The sequence below is a fragment of the Streptomyces sp. NPDC002324 genome (genome assembly GCF_053593335.1).
This window is the reverse complement of record NZ_JBSFCF010000051.1, coordinates 18,942-37,240: the sequence shown is the minus strand read 5'-3', so window position 1 is coordinate 37,240 and position 18,299 is coordinate 18,942. Positions and strand designations below refer to the sequence as shown.

The 18,299-nt window shown below is 68.4% G+C and carries 18 protein-coding genes and 1 pseudogene; 6 read left to right on the top strand and 13 right to left on the bottom strand.

Going from position 1 to position 18,299, the window contains the following annotated elements:
* Positions 1–470: 470 nt before the first annotated feature.
* From ACWCRJ_RS39765 to ACWCRJ_RS39745, 5 genes are all read right to left on the bottom strand, one after another.
* A complete protein-coding gene (locus ACWCRJ_RS39765; protein WP_450943862.1) occupies positions 471–2,015 on the bottom strand; it encodes a class I adenylate-forming enzyme family protein in 1,545 nt (514 codons plus the stop codon).
* Positions 2,012–2,896 carry an MBL fold metallo-hydrolase gene (locus ACWCRJ_RS39760; protein WP_450943861.1) on the bottom strand — a complete coding sequence of 295 codons (885 nt, stop codon included), beginning with the start codon at positions 2,894–2,896 and terminating at the stop codon, positions 2,012–2,014. Before ACWCRJ_RS39760 ends, ACWCRJ_RS39765 begins: the two co-directional genes overlap by 4 nt.
* A gap of 229 nt (positions 2,897–3,125) precedes the next feature.
* Entirely contained in the window at positions 3,126–3,566 is a 441-nt protein-coding gene (locus ACWCRJ_RS39755) for a tautomerase family protein (protein WP_450943860.1), read from the bottom strand.
* 67 nt (positions 3,567–3,633) lie between these two features.
* Complete coding sequence (locus tag ACWCRJ_RS39750; protein WP_450943859.1) at positions 3,634–4,539, bottom strand: alpha/beta hydrolase; 906 nt, start codon at positions 4,537–4,539, stop codon at positions 3,634–3,636.
* A gap of 173 nt (positions 4,540–4,712) precedes the next feature.
* Positions 4,713–5,777, bottom strand: coding sequence for an AraC family transcriptional regulator (locus ACWCRJ_RS39745; RefSeq protein ID WP_450943858.1), 1,065 nt, complete (start codon positions 5,775–5,777; stop codon positions 4,713–4,715).
* On the opposite strand from ACWCRJ_RS39745, the gene ACWCRJ_RS39740 reads away from it, so the two are divergent.
* Positions 5,767–6,813, top strand: coding sequence for an AraC family transcriptional regulator (locus ACWCRJ_RS39740; protein ID WP_450943857.1), 1,047 nt, complete (start codon positions 5,767–5,769; stop codon positions 6,811–6,813). The genes ACWCRJ_RS39745 and ACWCRJ_RS39740 overlap by 11 nt on opposite strands.
* Here ACWCRJ_RS39740 and ACWCRJ_RS39735 read toward each other — a convergent pair.
* The 4 genes from ACWCRJ_RS39735 to ACWCRJ_RS39720 all read right to left on the bottom strand — a co-directional run bounded on the left by ACWCRJ_RS39735 (position 6,792) and on the right by ACWCRJ_RS39720 (position 10,641).
* Entirely contained in the window at positions 6,792–7,400 is a 609-nt protein-coding gene (locus ACWCRJ_RS39735; RefSeq protein ID WP_450943856.1) for a dioxygenase, read from the bottom strand. The two genes, ACWCRJ_RS39740 and ACWCRJ_RS39735, sit on opposite strands and share 22 nt — an antisense overlap.
* Before the next feature lie 235 nt (positions 7,401–7,635).
* Positions 7,636–8,640, bottom strand: coding sequence for a nuclear transport factor 2 family protein (locus tag ACWCRJ_RS39730; RefSeq protein ID WP_450943855.1), 1,005 nt, complete (start codon positions 8,638–8,640; stop codon positions 7,636–7,638).
* A 107-nt stretch (positions 8,641–8,747) separates the two neighbouring features.
* Positions 8,748–9,470: a YceI family protein gene (locus ACWCRJ_RS39725; protein WP_450943854.1), complete on the bottom strand. Its 723-nt coding sequence runs from the start codon at positions 9,468–9,470 to the stop codon at positions 8,748–8,750.
* A 205-nt stretch (positions 9,471–9,675) separates the two neighbouring features.
* Positions 9,676–10,641: an SDR family NAD(P)-dependent oxidoreductase gene (locus ACWCRJ_RS39720; protein ID WP_450943853.1), complete on the bottom strand. Its 966-nt coding sequence runs from the start codon at positions 10,639–10,641 to the stop codon at positions 9,676–9,678.
* Positions 10,642–10,741: 100 nt separating this feature from the next.
* Here ACWCRJ_RS39720 and ACWCRJ_RS39715 point away from each other — a divergent pair, with 100 nt between their 5' ends.
* On the top strand, positions 10,742–11,317 hold the full coding sequence (locus ACWCRJ_RS39715; protein ID WP_450943852.1) for a TetR/AcrR family transcriptional regulator: 576 nt from the start codon (positions 10,742–10,744) through the stop codon (positions 11,315–11,317).
* A gap of 65 nt (positions 11,318–11,382) precedes the next feature.
* On the opposite strand, the pseudogene ACWCRJ_RS39710 reads toward ACWCRJ_RS39715, so the two are convergent.
* Both ACWCRJ_RS39710 and ACWCRJ_RS39705 read right to left on the bottom strand, forming a co-directional pair.
* Positions 11,383–11,644, bottom strand: a pseudogene (locus tag ACWCRJ_RS39710) (integrase core domain-containing protein); the annotation flags it as partial.
* A 139-nt stretch (positions 11,645–11,783) separates the two neighbouring features.
* The gene (locus ACWCRJ_RS39705) at positions 11,784–12,728 is read right to left on the bottom strand and encodes a superoxide dismutase (protein WP_450943851.1); all 945 of its coding nucleotides are present in this window, start codon (positions 12,726–12,728) and stop codon (positions 11,784–11,786) included.
* Positions 12,729–13,095: 367 nt separating this feature from the next.
* Here ACWCRJ_RS39705 and ACWCRJ_RS39700 point away from each other — a divergent pair, with 367 nt between their 5' ends.
* The 3 genes from ACWCRJ_RS39700 to ACWCRJ_RS39690 all read left to right on the top strand — a co-directional run bounded on the left by ACWCRJ_RS39700 (position 13,096) and on the right by ACWCRJ_RS39690 (position 16,184).
* Positions 13,096–14,556: an aldehyde dehydrogenase family protein gene (locus ACWCRJ_RS39700; protein ID WP_450943850.1), complete on the top strand. Its 1,461-nt coding sequence runs from the start codon at positions 13,096–13,098 to the stop codon at positions 14,554–14,556.
* A 511-nt stretch (positions 14,557–15,067) separates the two neighbouring features.
* Positions 15,068–15,874, top strand: coding sequence for an SGNH/GDSL hydrolase family protein (locus ACWCRJ_RS39695; protein ID WP_450943849.1), 807 nt, complete (start codon positions 15,068–15,070; stop codon positions 15,872–15,874).
* Between the two features lie 166 nt (positions 15,875–16,040).
* Positions 16,041–16,184 carry a hypothetical protein gene (locus tag ACWCRJ_RS39690; protein ID WP_450943848.1) on the top strand — a complete coding sequence of 48 codons (144 nt, stop codon included), beginning with the start codon at positions 16,041–16,043 and terminating at the stop codon, positions 16,182–16,184.
* A gap of 71 nt (positions 16,185–16,255) precedes the next feature.
* Here ACWCRJ_RS39690 and ACWCRJ_RS39685 read toward each other — a convergent pair whose 3' ends face one another.
* Entirely contained in the window at positions 16,256–16,831 is a 576-nt protein-coding gene (locus ACWCRJ_RS39685; RefSeq protein ID WP_450943847.1) for a PadR family transcriptional regulator, read from the bottom strand.
* 145 nt (positions 16,832–16,976) lie between these two features.
* On the opposite strand from ACWCRJ_RS39685, the gene ACWCRJ_RS39680 reads away from it, so the two are divergent.
* Complete coding sequence (locus tag ACWCRJ_RS39680) at positions 16,977–17,369, top strand: nuclear transport factor 2 family protein (RefSeq protein ID WP_286259155.1); 393 nt, start codon at positions 16,977–16,979, stop codon at positions 17,367–17,369.
* A 147-nt stretch (positions 17,370–17,516) separates the two neighbouring features.
* On the opposite strand, the gene ACWCRJ_RS39675 is transcribed toward ACWCRJ_RS39680, so the two are convergent.
* Entirely contained in the window at positions 17,517–17,810 is a 294-nt protein-coding gene (locus ACWCRJ_RS39675) for a hypothetical protein (protein WP_450943846.1), read from the bottom strand.
* Between the last annotated feature and the right edge of the window lie 489 nt (positions 17,811–18,299).

The following is an 18,299-nucleotide window of genomic DNA, read 5'->3' as shown; positions in this document are numbered from 1 at the left end:
GGCAGTCCGAACCCATGCCTCCCGGCGGCGCTCGGCGCTCCGGTGCGCCATCACCATCGGCCCCGGATCGACTAGGGTGACGATCTCGTGCACTGTGCCTACCGGGCGGGGGATCGGCCGATCCCGCCGGGCCGCGACGCCGGACGCCTGCCGTTGGATCGCCGCTGTCGGCAGGCCATGCGTCCTCAAGGCCAGGCCGTCGATGAAACATCCAGAGCATCGAAGCGGCCCGCGTGATGGGCAACCAGCCACCGCTGAGCGGCTCGGTAGGGCACCTGCATCGCCGGCGGGGCCGCTGTGAGCGTCACCCCGTCGGGCGGGTAAGCACCCTGCTGCTCGGCCCCCTGCAGACACGCGCCGCGAAGAACAGGCCCTTCGAAGACGATCGGGTGGCGGGAGGGAATCTCGTCCCGCGGGCCACCCGACCTTCGAAGACGACGAGCCCTCGATGACCGAGCGTCTGCTGGTGGTCAACGAGATGACAGGGCTGCGGCGTGAGCGGCCCGCAACGAGGGCTTGTCGATCTTGCCGACAGCGTTCTTGGGGATGGCGTCGACCACAAGGAACGACGTCGGCCGCTTGTAGCCGCTGAGGTGTCGCGCAGCCAGCGCTTCCAGAGCCGCGGGCTGGACAGTCGTACCAGGTCGCGGCTGGACGTAGGCGACGACCACCTCGCCCCACTTGTCGTCGGGCACACCGATGACGGCTGCCTCGAGCACAGACGGGTCAGCCGTGAGGACGTCCTCGATCTCCTTGGGGTAGATGTTCTCGCCACCACGGATGATCATGTCCTTCGATCGCCCGACCAGAGTCAGGTAGCCGTCCGCGTCCACGTGGCCTACGTCGCCCGTGTACAGCCAGCCGTCCACGATCGTCTTCGCCGTGTCTTCCGGCCGGCCGAGATAGCCACGCATGACGTTGGGGCCACGCACGACGACCTCACCATCTATGCCGGTCCCCAGCTCGTTGCCCTGCTCGTCGACGATCCGGAGCTCCTGCCCCGGGACGGCGACCCCCACGGTGCCCGCGCGGCGCGGACCCGCGACGGGGTTGACGGTGGAGAAGCAGGTTCCTTCGGACAGCCCGTAACCCTCGATGATGGGGAAGCCGTACCGAGCCTCGAATCGGATCGGCAACTCGGCGGAGGCGGGTGCCGCGCCGCACGTGCCGTAACGCAGCGAGGACGTGTCGGGTCGAACGTCGGCCGGCAGCGCCTCGAGCATGTTGTAGATCGTGGGCACGGCACTGAAGTAAGTGGGTCGCTCCCGCTCGACAAGATCGAAGAAGGTCTTGGGGTCGAACCGGTCGGTGATGAAAACACTGCCGCCTGCGACCAGCGGCATGAGCACGCTGACCACGATGGCGTTGACGTGGAAGAGCGGCAGGATCAGCAAGCAGCGGTCGGTCGGCCCGGTCTCGACCGCCTGGCACCCCATCGCCACCATCGCGTCGATGTTGGAGTGGTCGAGCATCACGCCCTTCGGTGCGCCCGTCGTTCCGCTCGTGTAGATCAAGAGTGCCGGTGGGGTCGAGTCCGGCTGCGGCGTCGGACCGGACCCCACCGCCTCTCCGTACAGGTCGTCGGCGGTCAGTGTGGCGACGCCCGCAGCGGTCGTGCCGTCCTCGACGACCAGCAGGCGTGCACCCGAGTCGTGGAGCTGCCGTGCGACCTCACCCTCGGTCAGGCTCGGATTGACCGGGGTGACGGTCGCCCCGAGGCGCCAGGCCGCGAACAGCAGAAGTACGAACTCGACGCGATTCCTCAGCTTGAGCGCCACGACATCACCAGCACCGATCCCGAGGTCCTGAAGGTGTCGAGCAGCAGCCCGGACACGGGTCAGGAACTGGGCATTGGTGAGCGACTGACGCCCGTCGGCGACCGCGGGCCCGTCCGGAGTGGATGCGACGCGACGGTCGGGCAGAGAGGCGAAATTCATGGTGGGGTCACCTATCGTGGTGTGGCGCGTTTCAACGCGAAGGCAACAGTGCGGACTTCGGGTGACAGGCTCGGTCACTCAGCGGCGTCGCGCTTCGCGATCGCCTCGCCGGCGGAGAACTGGAGCGTCCAGACGTTGCCGTGGTGCGGGTACTTCTCCACCATGGTGGCCACCAGCTCTTCGGCGTCCTTCGCTACCTCGGAGGCGGCCGCGAAGTCCTGGATGTAGGCGCGGGTCTGGGCGATCATGGTCTCGACCGCGTGGTCGTCGCCGTCGGGCCTGCGGTGTCCGGACACGATCATGCGCGGGCGGAGGCTCTCCACGGTGTCGACGGTCTCGAGCCAGTCCTGCCACTCGTCGGGCGTCGACAGGCCGAGCATGGGATGGATCTCGTTGTAGATGGAGTCGCCGGCCACGACGACGTCGATCTCGGGGATGTGCACGATGCTCGTGGGATGGATGTCGGCCTGCTTCACCTCGATGATGTGCAGGGGAGATCCGTCGACGTACAGCGTGTCGCCTTCGAGCGGCTCCGGAAGCGGCCCCGCCATGATGCAGGAGTCGCCGAACAGCATGCCCCACTGCTCGATCTGAAGCTGCATGGTCTGCTTCATGGACTCGACCACGTGGGGCAGCGCCACGGCCTTCGCCTCCGGGAACCGCTCCAGGAGCGGTCCGAAGCCCAGGTAGTGATCGGCGTGATCATGGGTGATGTAGATCGTCGTGAGCTTCTTGCCGGTGCGCTCGATCAGGTCACCGAGGTCGCGGACGTCGTCCTTGAGGTAGAGCGCGTCGATCAGGACCACCTCGGTGGCGCCGCTCACGAGCGTGGCCGTGGTGGGCGAGAAGGTGCCGTTCGGTACGCCGGGAAACTCCTCGGCCGGGACATTCGGCCAGCGACCGACGAAGACCGTGGCGCGGATGGGTGCGGCCGGCGAGGAGTGGGGGTCAGTGGTCACGAGGTACCTCCGGTTGCGGTGTTGCCGGCCGACGCCGCATTGCGCACGTCGGCGGCGAAGTCACGTTGTGAAGCAGGTCGGTGAACCGAGGACGAGCAGGACGGGACGGTCGTCCGCGGCGATGCTTTCGCTGCTGAAGCGGCCTGCGTCAGTTGTCGGCAGGTGGATGAGGTCCCGGGGTACGCACGGTCGACAGCACCTCACGATGCCTCGGGACCTCGGCCAGGGGTCAGCCGGTCAGCTCGTAGGGGACGGGCCGGTTCTCCCTGGCCCAGAGCTTCTCGGTGTCGGACTCCGGCGCAGGCGGAACGAGGCCCTGGACGCGCCAGAGGTCCATGGGGGTCTCGTCGATGTGAACCTCCCAGTCGTAGCCGCGCTCCTTCACCAACGGCGCCAGCTTCTCCTCGATGACCTCCATGCACAGGAACCGCATCTCGGGGTCGTCCATCTGCCGGGCGATGTGGTCCACGCGGATCCGTATGAAGTTGTTGTTCGCCTTACCACCGACGTACATGGTGTCCGCCGGCATGTCCTTGAACAGGACGACGACGTAGAACTTCGGCAGGTCATAGGCGTAGTCCGTGTAGAGCGAGGTGATCCTCCGGGACAGCTGTTCCTTGTCCTGCGGGGTGAAGGCGTTCTCGGGGGTGAAGATCTCCCAGTACGGCATTGCGGCTCCTTGCTGGATGGATCGGTGACGGAAGGCGCGGGTCGTCGATGCGGCTCAGGAGGGGGGCTCAGCCCCGGAGGTGCTTGACGAAGTGGTCCCGTGCGGCTGCGGAGAGCTCGTCGAAGCCGGGGCCGCTGTAGAAGTCGAAGTGGCCGCCCTGCTTGACGATGATCTGCTTCGGCTCTCGGGCCTCCGCGTACGCGTCGAGGGCCAACTCGAACGGTGCCACCCTGTCGTTGTCGGCCACGATCATCAGGAGCGGGGTCGGCGCGATGCGGCTGATGAAGGTACCCGGGGCGTACTCGGTCACCATCTCCATGCTTCGAGCCGTCAGCTCGTTCTTCCAGTTGGGCGCCCGGTCCGCCGACGTCTTGCTGAACCACTCGTAGGCGTCGGCCGCGGGCATCACGGCCTGCGCCGTGGGGTCGGCCGCGACGACCGGGAGCACAGCGGGCTCTCCGCCGGTGAACCGGTTGAGTCGGTCGCCCTCCTGGATCGCACGGAAGACCGGGATGAAGTCCGGCCGGATCGCCCGGCTCAGGGTGCGCGGGCCGGTGATGAACGGCACCTGGGAGACGACGGCCTTCACCCTCTTGTCGATCGCCGCGACCATGAGGACGTGTCCACCGGAGAAGCTGGAGCCCCAGATGCCGATCTTCGACGCGTCCACGTCGGGGCGGGTGGTGGCGTAGGTGATCGCGTTCCGGAAATCCCGGTACTGCAGGACCGGGTCGACCTCCTGGCGGGGAGTTCCCTCACTGTCGCCGAAGTTCCGGTGATCGTAGGCGAGCACGTTGAGGCCGGCTTCGGAGAAGACCACGGCATAGTCGTCGAGGTGCATCTCCTTGACGCATGACAGCCCGTGCGCCAGGACCACGACCGGTGCCGGCGTGCTGGTGTTCCTGGCCGGATAGAACCAGCCCCGGAGGGTGACGCCGCCCTCGCCCTTGAACTCGATGTCTTCTCGATTCATGTGATCTTCCGATTCGCTTGCGATGGTCCGTCGGTCGTGTGGAGGTTCACTCGGAGTGATCCGACACTCGCGAGTGGTGGTGTCGGGCCCAGAATCCACGAATGCCTCTGAGGGCTCATAGAAGGATCGCGCCGCAGGGTGGTACGGGTGTGCCACGGCCTACGAGGAGACGGTCAGGCGCATCCGTGGGCTTCCCGGTAGTCGCCTGGCGACAGCGAGAACTCTCGACGGAACTCCCGTCCGAAGTGGCTGGCATCGCAGAAACCCCACCGGTGAGCGATCGCGGCGATGCAGAGGTTCGTGTTCACCAGGTCGCCTCTGGCCGCTGCCAGGCGGTGCATGCGGATGACCGCCCCGACGGTGTCCCCGGTCGACGCGAAGGCCCGGTGGACCGTCCTCGGAGAAACGCTGTGGGCGGCGGCGAGGTCGGCGACTCGGATCGGTCCACCGGCGAGATGGCCGATGATCCAGTCTTCCAGCCGCCGTCGGAACAACTGCAGGAACTCGTCGTCGCCGATGTGGGGTCGACCCGCACGGATCATGCCGGCGATGAGGACGAGGAGGGCGTTGCGTGCTCCCTCGACCTCCGCCGCGGACATCCGCCCGATGTGACGGTCCATGCTCATGAGGAAGCCGTGGAGGAGGTTGGCCAAAGGGTTCTGAGCCGTGTCCAGGAGCAGGCAACCGGGGGCGCCGCCTCCCGCGTCGAACGGGGACAGGGCGCTCATGGGCACCCGGACCGTTCGTTTGGCCAGGTGATCCGGGACGACGAACCGCCCGGTGGTGCGGGTGCTCATGATGAGAACCGTTCCTGGTCGCAGGACGACGGTCTCGTCAGAAGTCTCGATGATCTGTTGGCCGGCGCTGGCGGCGAGGAGCAGCAGCGCGTCATCGTCCTGACGCACCGCGTTTCTGCCTCGGGTCCCTTCGACCCGCGGGCACACCCAGTCGGTGATGAGAAGGTCTCCGAGGTCCAGCTCCTCGGCAGATCCGAAGCGCTCGACCGGCCCGGTGAGCCGCAGGTCCATGGAGGCGAGGCGGTCACGGACGGCGAGCCTCCAGCGGACGTCCGACTCTTCGGGTGTCAGCAGGCCGGCGGGGCTTAGCATGGATGGGGCGACGGTCACTTCGGCTCCAACTCGATAGAAGCTGTCCTCTCGGTCGTGACTCGTAGTTTGCTTCGTCGAAACATTCCGGTACTTGCCCTGAGGCGACAAGGATTTGTCCTTGCGTGACACCGATCTTCCTGTCCGGTGCTCTGCTCTGCAGGGGCTGTCCGCGCTCGTCACCGAGATCGGCGGCTCGGGCCCCGAACTCCTCGCGGCATATGGTTTCGACGAGGCGAGGATCGCCGAGGGCAACTCGTTCGTCCGTCTCCGACTGGTCGAGCGCGTTCTCGAGGAGACGGCCGGCCGATTCGCGCTTCCGGACCTCGGGTTGAGGATGGCGGCGCAGCAGGATCTGCATGTGCTGGGACCACTGGCGATCGCCATGGAGAACGCACGCACGATCGGCGAGGCCGTCGAGTGCGCGTGCCGGTACCTGTTCGTCTACAGCCCGGCCCTCTCACTCGGGGAAACCGACGATCCGCTGGGCAGTCCCGGTGTGGTCGGCCTTCGCTACACAACCACGGGCATCAACGCATCCCCACAGGCGATCGACTACGGCATCGGGATCGTCCACCGGGTCCTGACGCTGATCCACGGCGACGCACCCTACGGACTTCGTTCGGTCCTGCTTCCACACCCTCGCCTGGCACAGGAAAGCTCCTACCGGAAGTACTTCGGGGCCGAGGTCAGATTCGACTGTCCGAGCGCGGTCCTGCGCGTCCCGAGCCAACTGTTCTCGACACCGGTCAGCGGCGGCGATGACCTGCTTCACGACATCGCGATGGACCATCTCGAAACGCACTTCGGCCACCAGCACATGCCGATGTCGGACCTGGTCGCGGCGATTCTCAGCGAACAGCTCGGATCCAGCGGTCCGGACCTGTCGAAAGTCGCGCGCCTGCTGAGTCTCCACCCGCGTTCACTGCAGCGGTCCCTGTCCAAGGAGGGCACGACCTTCTCCGGCGTCGTCGATCGTGTACGCAGGAGCCAGGCCCTGGACTTGATCACGACGACCGACCTGTCCTTCTCGCAGATCGCGGCCGGCCTGGGAATGCAGGAACAGTCCAGCCTCACTCGTGCGGTACGTCGGTGGTTCGACACGTCACCTTCCAGACTGCGACGCGAAGGACAGGAGCCGAAAGGTCAGTCCGCCCTCATCGACTGAGCGTGCTCCGCGAGCCCCGAGCCGGCCCGGGTGATCTCCTCTCTCCACGGTCTCAAGCCCGCCGCCACAGATCTGAGCTCGGAACCGCCTCTGCCCGGGAGGGCCTGTTCGGCCCACATGGCCCTGCCCTCGCGATGTGCCGTGCGCCCCAGCGCTCGGCGAGCTGGAGCAGGCCGTGGCCGCCTTTCCTTGCCGTAGCGGACGGCGTTGGTCACCAGTTCGCTGACCATGAGTTCCGTGGCGAAGGACGGTTCTTCCGGGCCCCAGGCGGCGAGTTGGGTGCAGCTGGTGTCCGGGGACATGGTGCTGTTCCAGCGCGGCACGCCGCACCGGCTGCTCGGGGCCCTCGACGAAGAGGCGCTCCCGTACGCGGAGGCGAGGATGAACTCCTGGCGCTTGTCGTCACTGATCCGCCCGGTCGAGGTGAGCCACTCGACGGCCGCCGCCCACTCCTCCTCCGTCAGCCGGACCGCGCGGGCGTACGCGTGGATGTGCCGCACCAGCGCCGTCATCAGCTCGGCGAGCCGGGGCGAGTGAGCGGTGGCCCACCGCTTCACCGCCAGGTCGCTGAGGTTGTCCTCCGTCACGAAAAGGCCATGCAATCCTCCTCGATTCGCTCCGGGCTCGACTGCTGTACGGGCGATCGTCCGTACAGCGGGCACAGCGGGCACAGCGGTGCATGAGTGACTGGTAAAGCAAGACCTTGGATGGCTGCATGCGAGCTGCAATGGGGTGACTCGGTCGGACTCATGTCCGCTGCCGAGAGATGAGTGGCCCGTCACCGGCAGGTGACGGGCCACGGGGCCGCGATGATCGGAGAGGTCAGAACATCGTGTTGTCGTTGGCGGAGGTGGCAGGGACGTCCTGTACGGCGTCCCAGTGCTCGATGACCTTGAGCTCGCCGTTCTTCTGCTTCTGGACCCGGAAGATGTCCACGACGGACTGCCCACGGTCCTCGGGACTGAGGCGGTAGTGCGCGTGGATGGCGACGTAGTCCTTGTCGGCGATGACGCGCTTGCGTTCCACGATCAGGTTCGGGAACTGGCGGAAGAAATCGGTGAACTGCTCACGCAGGCCGGCCGAGCCGTTGGGGATGGTCGGGTTGTGCTGGTAGTACTCCGGCGCGAGGTACTTGACGGCGTCGGGGTTCTTGTCGACGAGGAGGGTGTCGAAGTAGCTGGTGGCGATCTTCTCGCTGAGGTGTGTCTGCCAGCGGGGGCCGCTGGGCTGGTTCGTGTGCGGGTTGCTGACCGTACCGAACATGTCGTTGCCGTTGACGGTGGTCGCCGGCACGTCCTGGACCGTGTCCCAGTGCTCGGCGATCATGCCGCTCCTGGGGTCGAAGCGGAAGATGTCGACCACGGCCACGCCACGGGTGCCGGGCTCGTAGACGGGGTTGGAGTGCACCAGGACCAGGTTGCCCTGGGCGAGGACCCGCTTGACGTTGTACTGGTGGTCCGGGAATCGCGCGGTCCAGTCGCGGATGAAGTTCTTGATCGCTGGCCGGCCGTTGGGGGCGGCCGGGTTGTGCTGGATGTAGTCCTCGCGGATGTACCGGTCGGCGACCGCGAGGTTGCCCTCCTCGAAGAGCTGGGTGAGGACCTGGACGGCGACGCGCTTGTTGCGCTCCTGCGTGGCGGGGCTCGTGTGCGCCGCGTCGAGGCCGGGGGCCGGTCCGCTGTGGGACGGTGCGGAGGCGTTGCCGGCGGGTGCGAAGACGTCGGGTCCGAAGGCGGCCACTGCTCCTACGGTCGCCGCGGCCAGGAGGGTGGCTATGGCCTTACGGGTCAGCCGGGTGGCGCTGTTCGACCGGGCGGTGCTGTACATGGAGGATCTCCAATGCGTGCGGACAGCGGTGAAACGCGTCGTTGGGTGTCTGGTGGGAGATGGGGCGGGAGTGAGGGGGCCCGTGCGGCCCTCCGGCCCGTATGGGCTCAGGCGCGGTCGAAGGTGAGGAGGAACTCGATGTCTCCCTCGTCCTCCACTGCGATCCCGCCGAAGTTGGGTGCGTCGATGCCGTAGTCGGCGAAGGTGACCGGAATGGAGCCGTTGACCCGGAAGCCGTCGGCGGTGCGCTGGGCGTCGAGGTCGAAGGAGACGGGGTTGGTCTCGCCGTGGACGGTCAGCTCGCCCGTGGCCTCGGCGCTGACCTGCTCGCCCACCTCCGGCGTCGACCCGAAGTCGACGGGCTCGGTGAGTTCGAAGGTGGCCTCGGGGTACCGCTCGGTGTTCATGACCCGGCCGCGGAACTGGCCGTCGCGCTGGTCGGAGTCGCTCTTCACCGAGGCCAGGTCGACGGTGAAGGATCCGCTGAGGGCCCGGTTGCCCTTGATCTCCAGCTCGCCGGTGACCTCCTCGGTGCGGCCCACCGCCGTGACGTTCTGGCCGAAGAGGACCTCGTCGACCCGGTAGCCGGCCTGCGAGCCGCTGCCCACCCGCCAGGCGCCCTCGACACCCTCCTGCCCGGCCTGCTCCCCGGAATCTGAGGAACTGCCGGAGGAATCCGAGCCTGGCGGGTTGTCGAGCGAGAGGGCGGCCGGTGGCTCGTCCTGGACGTAGTTGATGTAGACGTAGGGGCCGGCCGTGCCCAGTACGGCGGCGGTCGCGGCACCGGCGATGAGCCAGCGCTTCCAGTGCCTGCGGATACTGCCTGCCATGGTGTCTCCCTAAGTATTTGAAAATTTCAACTGAAGTTTCAAGTATTTGGTCGAGGGTCGGCCCGGGTGAAAGGGCTGGAAGGGCTGCTACGGGTATCCGCAGGCGCAGGCGCAGGCGCAGGCGCAGGCGCAGGCGCAGGCGCAGGCGCAGGCGCAGGCGCAGGCGCAGGCGCAGGCGCAGTCGTGGTCGGCTAGCGGCGTGAGGTCAGCCCAGGAGCTGCTCGGAGACCTGCCAGAGTCGCTCGGCCGCCTCCGGGTCCAGGGCGTGCGGCGCGACCCCGGTGTTGGTGCCCGGCTGGTGCGGTGGGGCTTCGTCGCAGTCCTCGAAGTACCGGCCGCTGATGCCGTCGAGCAAGGGTGAGGCGGCAAGCAGGACGGAGGTCGCGGCGCCCTGTTCGACCGATTTGAAAGACATCTCGGGCAGGGGCGTTCCTTCGCCGAGGAGGGCTTGCAGGTGGGTCATGAACAGGCCCATCTGTGCTTCGTCCATGTAGCGCCCCAGGTTGGTTTGGATCCCGCCGGGCATCAGCGCGTTGGCCGTGATCCCGTCGTCGGCCCATCGCCGGCCGGCCTCGACCGCGAACAGCACGTTGGCCGTCTTGGACTGCCCGTACGCCAGCCACGGGTCGTAGGGCCGCTCGGTGAAGTGGAGGTCGTCGAAGACGACGGGCGAGAACAGGTGCCCGCTGGAACTCACGGACACCACGCGGGCACCGCCGGCCCCGGCGAGCGCGCCGTGCAGTCCGGTGGTCAGGGCGAAGTGCCCCAGGTGGTTGGTGGCGAACTGCAGTTCCCAGCCCTGGGGTGTGCGGCTCTCCGGGGCGGCCATGACCCCGGCGTTGTTGACAAGGATGTGCAGCGGACCCTGCCACGCGGCCGTGAACGCCCGGACGGACGCCGGATCGGTCAGGTCCAGCGCGGCGACCCGTACGCCCTCGTTGCCGGTGGTGGCCCGGATGGCCTCGGCGGTGCGGTGGCCGGCCTCGGTGTCCCGTACGGCGAGCGTGACCTCCGCGCCGGCGCCGGCGAGCGCCCGGGCGGTCTCCACGCCGATGCCGGACGCGGCCCCGGTGACGATGGCGCGGCGGCCCGTGAGGTCGACGCCCGCGATGACGTCGGAAGCCGTGGACCGGCTGGTGAACGGAGTGGTGATGCCTGTCCTCGTGGCCATTCTCGCAATGCTCCCTGTTTGCTACGCTCGAAGCGGAGGTTCCTCCGGTTGCTTGAACCATAAGCGGAGGGTCCTCCGATTGTCCAGAGGAAGGAAAGCTGTGACCAGCACCACACGTGGACTGCGTGCCGACGCGAGACGCAACCGGGAACGCCTGCTCGAAGTCGCGGGGCGCGCGTTCTCCGAGGTCGGCACGGACGTGTCCCTCGAGGCCATCGCCAAGGAAGCCGGCGTGGGCATCGGAACGCTCTACCGGCACTTCCCCACCCGCGAGGCCCTGCTGGAGGCCGCCTACCGCAACGAACTCGCCCGGGTCTGCGACAGCGCCACGGAACTGCTGGCACAACTCCCTCCCGACCAGGCCATGCGGCAGTGGATGGACCTGTTCATCGACTACCTGGCCGTAAAGCAGGGCATGGCGGACGCGCTGAGGGCCGTCATCGCCTCCCGTGACGAGGATCCGTTCGCCGAAAGTCTGGAACGGATCAGCACCGCCATCAGCACCCTGCTGCACGCCGGGGCCGAAGTGGGAGTTCTGCGCTCGGACGTGGACCCCCTGGACGTCGGCTTCAGCCTCGGCGGTGTTCTGCTGATCACCAGCGACAAAGGGCTGCGCGACCGCGCGGGTCGCATGCTCGACCTCCTGCTCGACGGACTCCGCTACCGCGCTGGCTGACGCGCCCCGGTGCGAAGGGTGTCCAGGGCAGGCCTCGTCGCGCGGCACACCCGTGCCGGGAGCGCGGTGTATCGACCCGTGAGGTCGGGGACGCGGCCGGCGGGTGGTTGGTCTTTCCGCGCGGTGTGTCCGCGGTGGTGACTGCAGGTGTGCAGCCAGTGGGGGAAGGCCTCGCGGCGTTCGACGACCACATCGCGGACACGTGCCAGGCCCCTGCCCGCGTCTCGGAGCGGCAGGGGCGGACATGGCCCACTCGTCGAGCAGGGTGCGGTCGAAGCGTTCGACCTTGCCGTTGGTCTGCGGCCGGTAGGGCCGGGTTCGTTTGTTTCCGGCTCTGCGGACCTCTCTGGGAAAGGTACTGCTGGCAGCTTTGCGGGCGATATGAACGGCGAGTGCGGCCGTACGTCAGGGCAACGGACCCCGCCCGCTTCGAGCGGACGAGGTCCGGCCGTACACCGGCCGTACGTCACACCAACGGCACGGACACCGCGTTGTAAGTGGTGTTCTCGTCCCGGTCCGGGGTGGTGAAGCGGGAGTTGGGCAGGTAGAGCCGACCCTTGTACGCGGCAGCCGTGGTGGGCAGGTCGAAGCGGTCGTCCCTGATCACCCCGATCGCGGTGCCCCTCGTGCCCGACCGGTTGAGCCGGATCACGTCCACCTGGTTGGGGTTGGGCTGGACCACGTAGAGCGTGCGGCCGATGAGCACCAGCCCGTCGCCGCTGGGCAGCGTCGTGTCACCCAGGTCCACCTTGCGGGCCACGCCGGTGCGGGGGTTGACGCGCATCAGTGATCCGCCGTCCGCGGCCGCGTTGGTGACGAGCAGGGCGCTCCCGTCGGGGGTGAGCGAGATGCCGTTGGACGTGAAACCGGACTGCACCCAGTCACCGCTCAGCGTGAGGCTCTCCGGGGCGCCGATGCGGCCCTGCCTGCCCAGGGGCAGCTTGAACAACTGTGCGCTGAACGACTCGGTGAACCATGCGGCGTCGCGGGTGAGCAGGACGTCGTTGACGAAACCGTTCTCTCCGGCGACCACGTGGTTGGCGAGCAGCGCACCACTGCGGGCGTCGACGACCCGCAGTTCACCACTGCTGCCGCCGGCCAGGAACAGCCGGCCCCAGGTGTCGACCTTCAGGCCGACCGTCATGCGCCCCAGGCCGCGGTGGACGACCTTGCCCTTGCCGCTCGCGAGGTTCACCCGGTACACGCCGCCGGTGGCGATCGATCCGAAGTAGGCGTACGGCCCGGAGCCGATCGCGACTCCCTCCGGCCCCCAGCCGTTGGGCAGCGAGAACTCCCCGGGCCAGGATCCGGCGGTGCCCGGGGCGGCCTGTGCCGTACCACCGATCAGGGCCGTCGCCCCCAGGGCGATGCCCGCGCCGAGAAGCTGCCTGCGTGCGAGAGAACTTGTCATCGATCGTCCTTCCACGGAAAACAAGACGGGCCGTGCCGGTCCGGCTGGGCTCCTGGATCAATTCTTGAGAGTTCAAGTACATGTGCACAGCGACGAATGTCCTGACTCTCCTCGGTCCATCGGACGGAAAGCCGCCGGGCCGGTGGGAGCACGACCGCGAAGGCGCGCCACTCGACACCGGACCGACCTCGCAAGGCCGAACGTCGCGCACGGGATACGTCATTCGTCCTTACTTCCGGCGCTCGCCTCCCGGCTCTCTGTCCAGGCCGTCACCGCTGGGCCATCATCCGAAAACCTGGCGGTCGCAGTGGCGCGACCGGCGTGAGTACGGTGACGGCGTCGCGCCGCACCGGGAAGGCGAGCGGGCATGAGCGTGCAGCGACCGCACATCGAACCGGGCAGGCTGTTCATCGGCGGAGAGTGGCGGGACGCGGAGTCCAAGGAGCGGCGCGACGTCATCGACCCGTCCACCGGCAAAGTCGTCACCACGGTCGCGGAGGCCGACGGGACCGATCTCGCCGTCGCGGTGGCCGCCGCCCGCGAGGCCTTCGACGCGGGGCCGTGGCCCCGGACGCCGGCCCGCGAGCGCGCCCGTGTGCTGCACCGAGTGGCCGATCTGGTGCGCGAACGGGCGGACGAGATCGCCGCCGTCGAGAGCCTCGACGTCGGCAAGCCCGTCTCGCTCAGCCGAGCGGTCGACGTGGAGACCGTGGCCGAGACGTACGAGTACTACTCGGCGCTGGCACAGTCGATCGACGGGGCCACGCGAGAGATTTCCCTGCCCTCCCACGCCTACACCCGCAGGGAGCCCATCGGCGTGGTGGGAGCGATCACCCCGTTCAACTTCCCGTTGATCCTGAGCACGTCGAAGTTCGCCCCCGCCCTGGCGGCCGGCAACACCATCGTCCACAAACCGGCCGACGAGACCCCTCTCAGCGCGCTGCTGATGGCGGAGATCCTCGCCGACGCCGGCGTTCCCGCGGGTGTGGTGAACGTCGTCACCGGCAGCGGCCCCGTCCTGGGTGAGGCACTGCTGCGTCATCCGGGCGTCGACAAGATCGCCTTTACCGGGTCGACGAGGGTCGGCCGCCTGGCGGCGCGCACGGCCGGCGAGCAACTCAAGCCGGTCACCATGGAGTTGGGTGGCAACGCGCCGCACATCGTCTTCGAGGACGCCGACGTCGGGAAGGCGATCGGCGCGATCATCAAGGCCTTCGTCTTCAACACCGGACAGTTCTGCATGGGCGGACCCCGACTGCTGGTCCACCGGTCCCTGTACGACACCACGCTGGGCATCCTCGCCGACGCGGTTCCGGCGGTCCCCGTCGGCGACCCCTTCGACCCGGCCACCGTCGTCGGGCCGATGGCCGGCGAGCGGCACGTGGAGAACGTCGAGCGCTTCGTGCAGGCGGCCGTCGAGGACGGCGGCCGCATCGTCGTCGGCGGTGAGCGCCTGGAACTCAACGGCGGTCACTACTTCAAGCCCACCGTCATCGCCGGCCTGGACAACGATGCCCGCACCGTCCAGGAGGAGATCTTCGGCCCGGTGCTGACGGTTCAGCCCTTCGACACCGAGGAAGAGGCGATCGCGCTGGCGAACAGCACGCCGTACGGACTCGCCGCCGGTCTGCAGACCTCCGACCTGGCGCGCGCCCATCGGGTCGCCGCGCGACTGGACGCCGGCATCGTCTGGGTCAACGACTGGGCCATGCTCGATCCCGCCGTGCCCTTCGGGGGCGTCAAGCAGTCCGGCTACGGACGCGAATCCGGGCCGGAGGCGCTGCAGGCGTACACGAGGACCAAGTCCGTCGTCATCTCCCTCGCCTGACCCCTCGACAGGGCCCGCTCCGAGCGCCCGGCCGCCATCGGCGGGCCTTCCCGGCCGATCGGCCGGGCGAACTCCGTCCCCGGCTCTCAAGAGCCGGAGGTGAGCCGGGGGCGTGGCGGCCCGGCAGGAGGCGTTGTCGCCCGGGCCGTGGACGCCACCGTCGAAGGTGACCCGGTACGGGCGGTTCGGCGCGAAACGGCGGGTGGTGGTGGAGCCGACCGCGTCCTCGTCGTGCATGCCGTTGACGACCCGGGCGCTCAGGTGCCGGCGCAGACCGTGGTCGGTGCTCAGGTCTGAAGAGGCAACGGGTGGTGAGGTCGGCGCGGGACCAGGGCGGTGGACTGCGGCGGTGGACCGCCCTCGCGGCCCAGCGCCTGCCTGAGCGGCGTCACTTTGCAGGAAGGTGAGCCCGCGGCTATCCTCATATTCAACAATGCGACTAGGTGCTTAGTTGTTTAGCGATGGCCGTGTGCCACGTCTATCAGCAGTGTTGACGAGAGGCGGTCGGCCCGTGTCGAGCAGTGGGTATCTGCGCTATGTCGCCCTGGGCGACAGCCATACCGAGGGGCTCGGGGACGGCGACGACGTCCGTGCTCCTCGGGGCTGGGCGGACCGGCTCGCCGAGCGGGTCGCCCGCCACAGCCCCGGCCTGCTCTACGCCAACCTCGCCGTGCGCGGCCGGAAGGCCGGTCAGGTGCGCGCCGAGCAGCTGGCTCCGGCTCTCGCGATGCGGCCCGACCTCGCCACCGTGGTGGCTGGTGTCAACGATGCGTTGCGCCCGAGCTGTGACCTCGACGAGGTGGCCGGCCATGTCGAGGCGATGTTCGCCGCCCTCACGGCGCAGGGCGCCACCGTCGCGACCCTCATGTTTCCCGACGTCGGGCGTATCACGCCGTTGGCCCGCCCGATCGGTCACCGTGTTCTCGCACTGAACGCGCGCATCCGGGAGGCCGCCGACCGCCACGGCGTGGTGGTGGCGGAGACGGCCGCGCACGCGGCGGCGACCGATCCGCGGTTGTGGAGTGCCGACCGGCTGCACGCCGGCCCGCTGGGACACGCGCGCATCGCGGCTGCCGTGGCCCAGGCGCTCGGTCTGCCGGGCAGCGACGACAAGTGGACCCTTCCCCTTCCGGCCGAGGAGACGGACATCTCCGTCTGGAGGACCGTGGGCGCCGAGGTGCGCTGGGCAGGCACCTTCCTCGGCCCTTGGGTCGGCCGCCGCCTGCGTGGCCGCTCCTCCGGCGACGGCCGCCAGGCCAAGCGGCCGGCGCTGCTTCCGGTGGCCGCGTCCGCCGGGGACACCTGCCCATCGGTGTGATGCTCCGGCCTGCGGCGGCCTATGCGCAGGTAGGCGGGGAGCTGACCGCTCAGGCGGAGCCGGCCGTCGCCGTGCTCCTGCTGCTGACCTGCGTCAGATCACCGGCGTCGTCCGCTCCATCCTTCCCTACGACGCCCAGGGCGACGCCGGACTGCCCCGAGGCAGGGTGATCCTGGGCCTGGGACTCGCGGGCGCGTGCCTCTTCGGCTTCGGCGTGACCCGGTTCTACGACCGCAACGGACTGCATCGCGATCCCGCCGACAAGGAACCGCAGCCGGTCCTCGCTCGGACACAGACCGACGACCCCTGAGACGGCCGGGCTGCTCACGACCGTCCAGCTAGTCACTTTGTTGACTGACTGCGTAGGTGGTACCGCCGCTGTCAGCCGTCGGCCTGGAGCGCGGCCGTGCGCTGTTCGAGCCTGCGCAGCGCCATGTCCCCCCACTGGAGGTTCTCCCGCTCGAACGACATCCCGCGCAGCAGGGTGAGATACGGGCCGATGCGCTCGGCCTCGGCGAAGTACGCCTCCTCGGAGCGCCCGTCGAGCAGGCGCTGCCGGAGCCGCTCGTAGCGGGCCAGCTTGGCGGTGGCCCACTCCATGCGCTCGGTGACGGCGGTCCGGACCGCTTCCATGTCGCCCGAGTCCAGGCACTGCACCTTGACAAGCAACTCGTCCCGGATGACCGCCGGTTTACCCAAGGGCTCGGCGGTGTAGGCATGGACGGCCTTCCGCCCGGCCTCCGTCAAGGAGAACAGTCGCTTGTTGGGGCGGCGCTTCTGCTCGACGACGCGGGCCGTGACGAGTCCTTCGGCCTCCATGCGATCCAGCTCCCGGTAGAGCTGCTGAGGCGTCGACATCCAGAAGTTGGCGACCGTCGCGTCGAACGCCTTCGCGAGGTCGTACCCGGACGCCTCGCCTTCCAACAGCGCGGCCATCACCGCGTTCCGCAAAGCCATGGATGGACGCTAGCAGATTAGTCAACTAGGTGACTAATGATGACCATGATGACCCCTTTCCTGTGGACAAGCCTGGGCGGGCCCCCTAATCTCCAATACACCTATTCACATTGCTGACTATCAGCTGACTGTCAAAGGTGGGCTCATGCATCCCTTCCGCAAGGCCGTCGAGAGCGGCGACCTGGACGCCGTGGCCGCTCTGCTGGCCGACGACGTCGTCTTCACCAGCCCCGTCACCTTCAAGCCGTACCCGGGCAAGGCGATCACCGCGGCGATCCTGCGCGGCGTGCTCCGGGTCTTCGAGGACTTCACCTACATCCGTGAGATCGCCAACCCGGACGGCCGCGATCACGCCTTCGTCTTCACCGCCACTGTCGCCGGCAAGCAGCTCCAGGGATGCGACTTCCTGCACTTCGACGACGACGGGAAGATCGACGAGTTCACGGTGATGGTGCGCCCGCTCTCCGCCGCCCAGGCGCTCGGCGAGGCCATGGGCGCCCAGTTCGAGCAGATCGCCCGAGAGGCCGCCGAACAGTAGCCACGACGGACTTCGACGCGGTGGTCATCGGCGCGGGGCAACGCCGGACCGACCGCCGCCACCCTCCAACGCTGGGACTGCGCACCCTCCTGGCGGAGCATCAAGCCGCAGCTGCCCGACAGAGGGGATCACCACCCGCTCGGGGTCTTACTGCGGCGGCTTGATGCCGGCCACAGGGTTGTCGTCGAACAGCCCGAGCCGGTTCGCGTCCAGCAGGACCGCCTTCAGCTTGTCGAAGGCGTTCGCCTGGGCGGCCAGGCCGACCCCGTTGTGCTCCATGCTCCGGATGAAGCCCTCGACCCCTTGTGGTCGAAGGTGTCCGTCCGCCGGCTGCCCGGCAGCAGATGGGATGTTCAGCAGCGACTCCGGATGCACCACGGAAGCCGGCCCCAGATCCCGCTGGCCGGCCTTCCACTCCGCGGCGTATTCCGCGAACCGCATCGCCCCGTACCTCGCGATCCGCTCCGCCTTCGCCCGACCCCTCGGGCGCCGCCTTCTTCGCGTTGTAGACCTCCGTCGAACGCGCGATCGCCCTGCCCTGGGCCGAAGGCCCGGACTCCTGCACCTGCTTCCCCGCCGCAGACCTGTCACGGACCTTGTACGGATGAGAACACCTCGACCACCGCGACCGAGAATGCTCATGGGCTCGCTGACCTGCAGTAACGCTGGATGGGTTGGGGCTGCCGGGCGTGGAGTGAGGGGGCGTCGCCCCAACTCCTCGGCTGCTCGCCGGGACGGGGATGCGGAGATGCTTCCCGTGCCACCGGCGTGCGCACTCCGGCGTTCCACCCCCCCTCGGCCGTTCAGGAGTCCGCTACAGGGGCAGTTCTGCCGAAATGCCGTCACTGGTGGTTTCCGGGTCGCTACGTTGTCGTGGGTTCGCCGTCGCGCCCGGCGTGGGCTGACGGACAATCAACGGGGGCAGTGTGT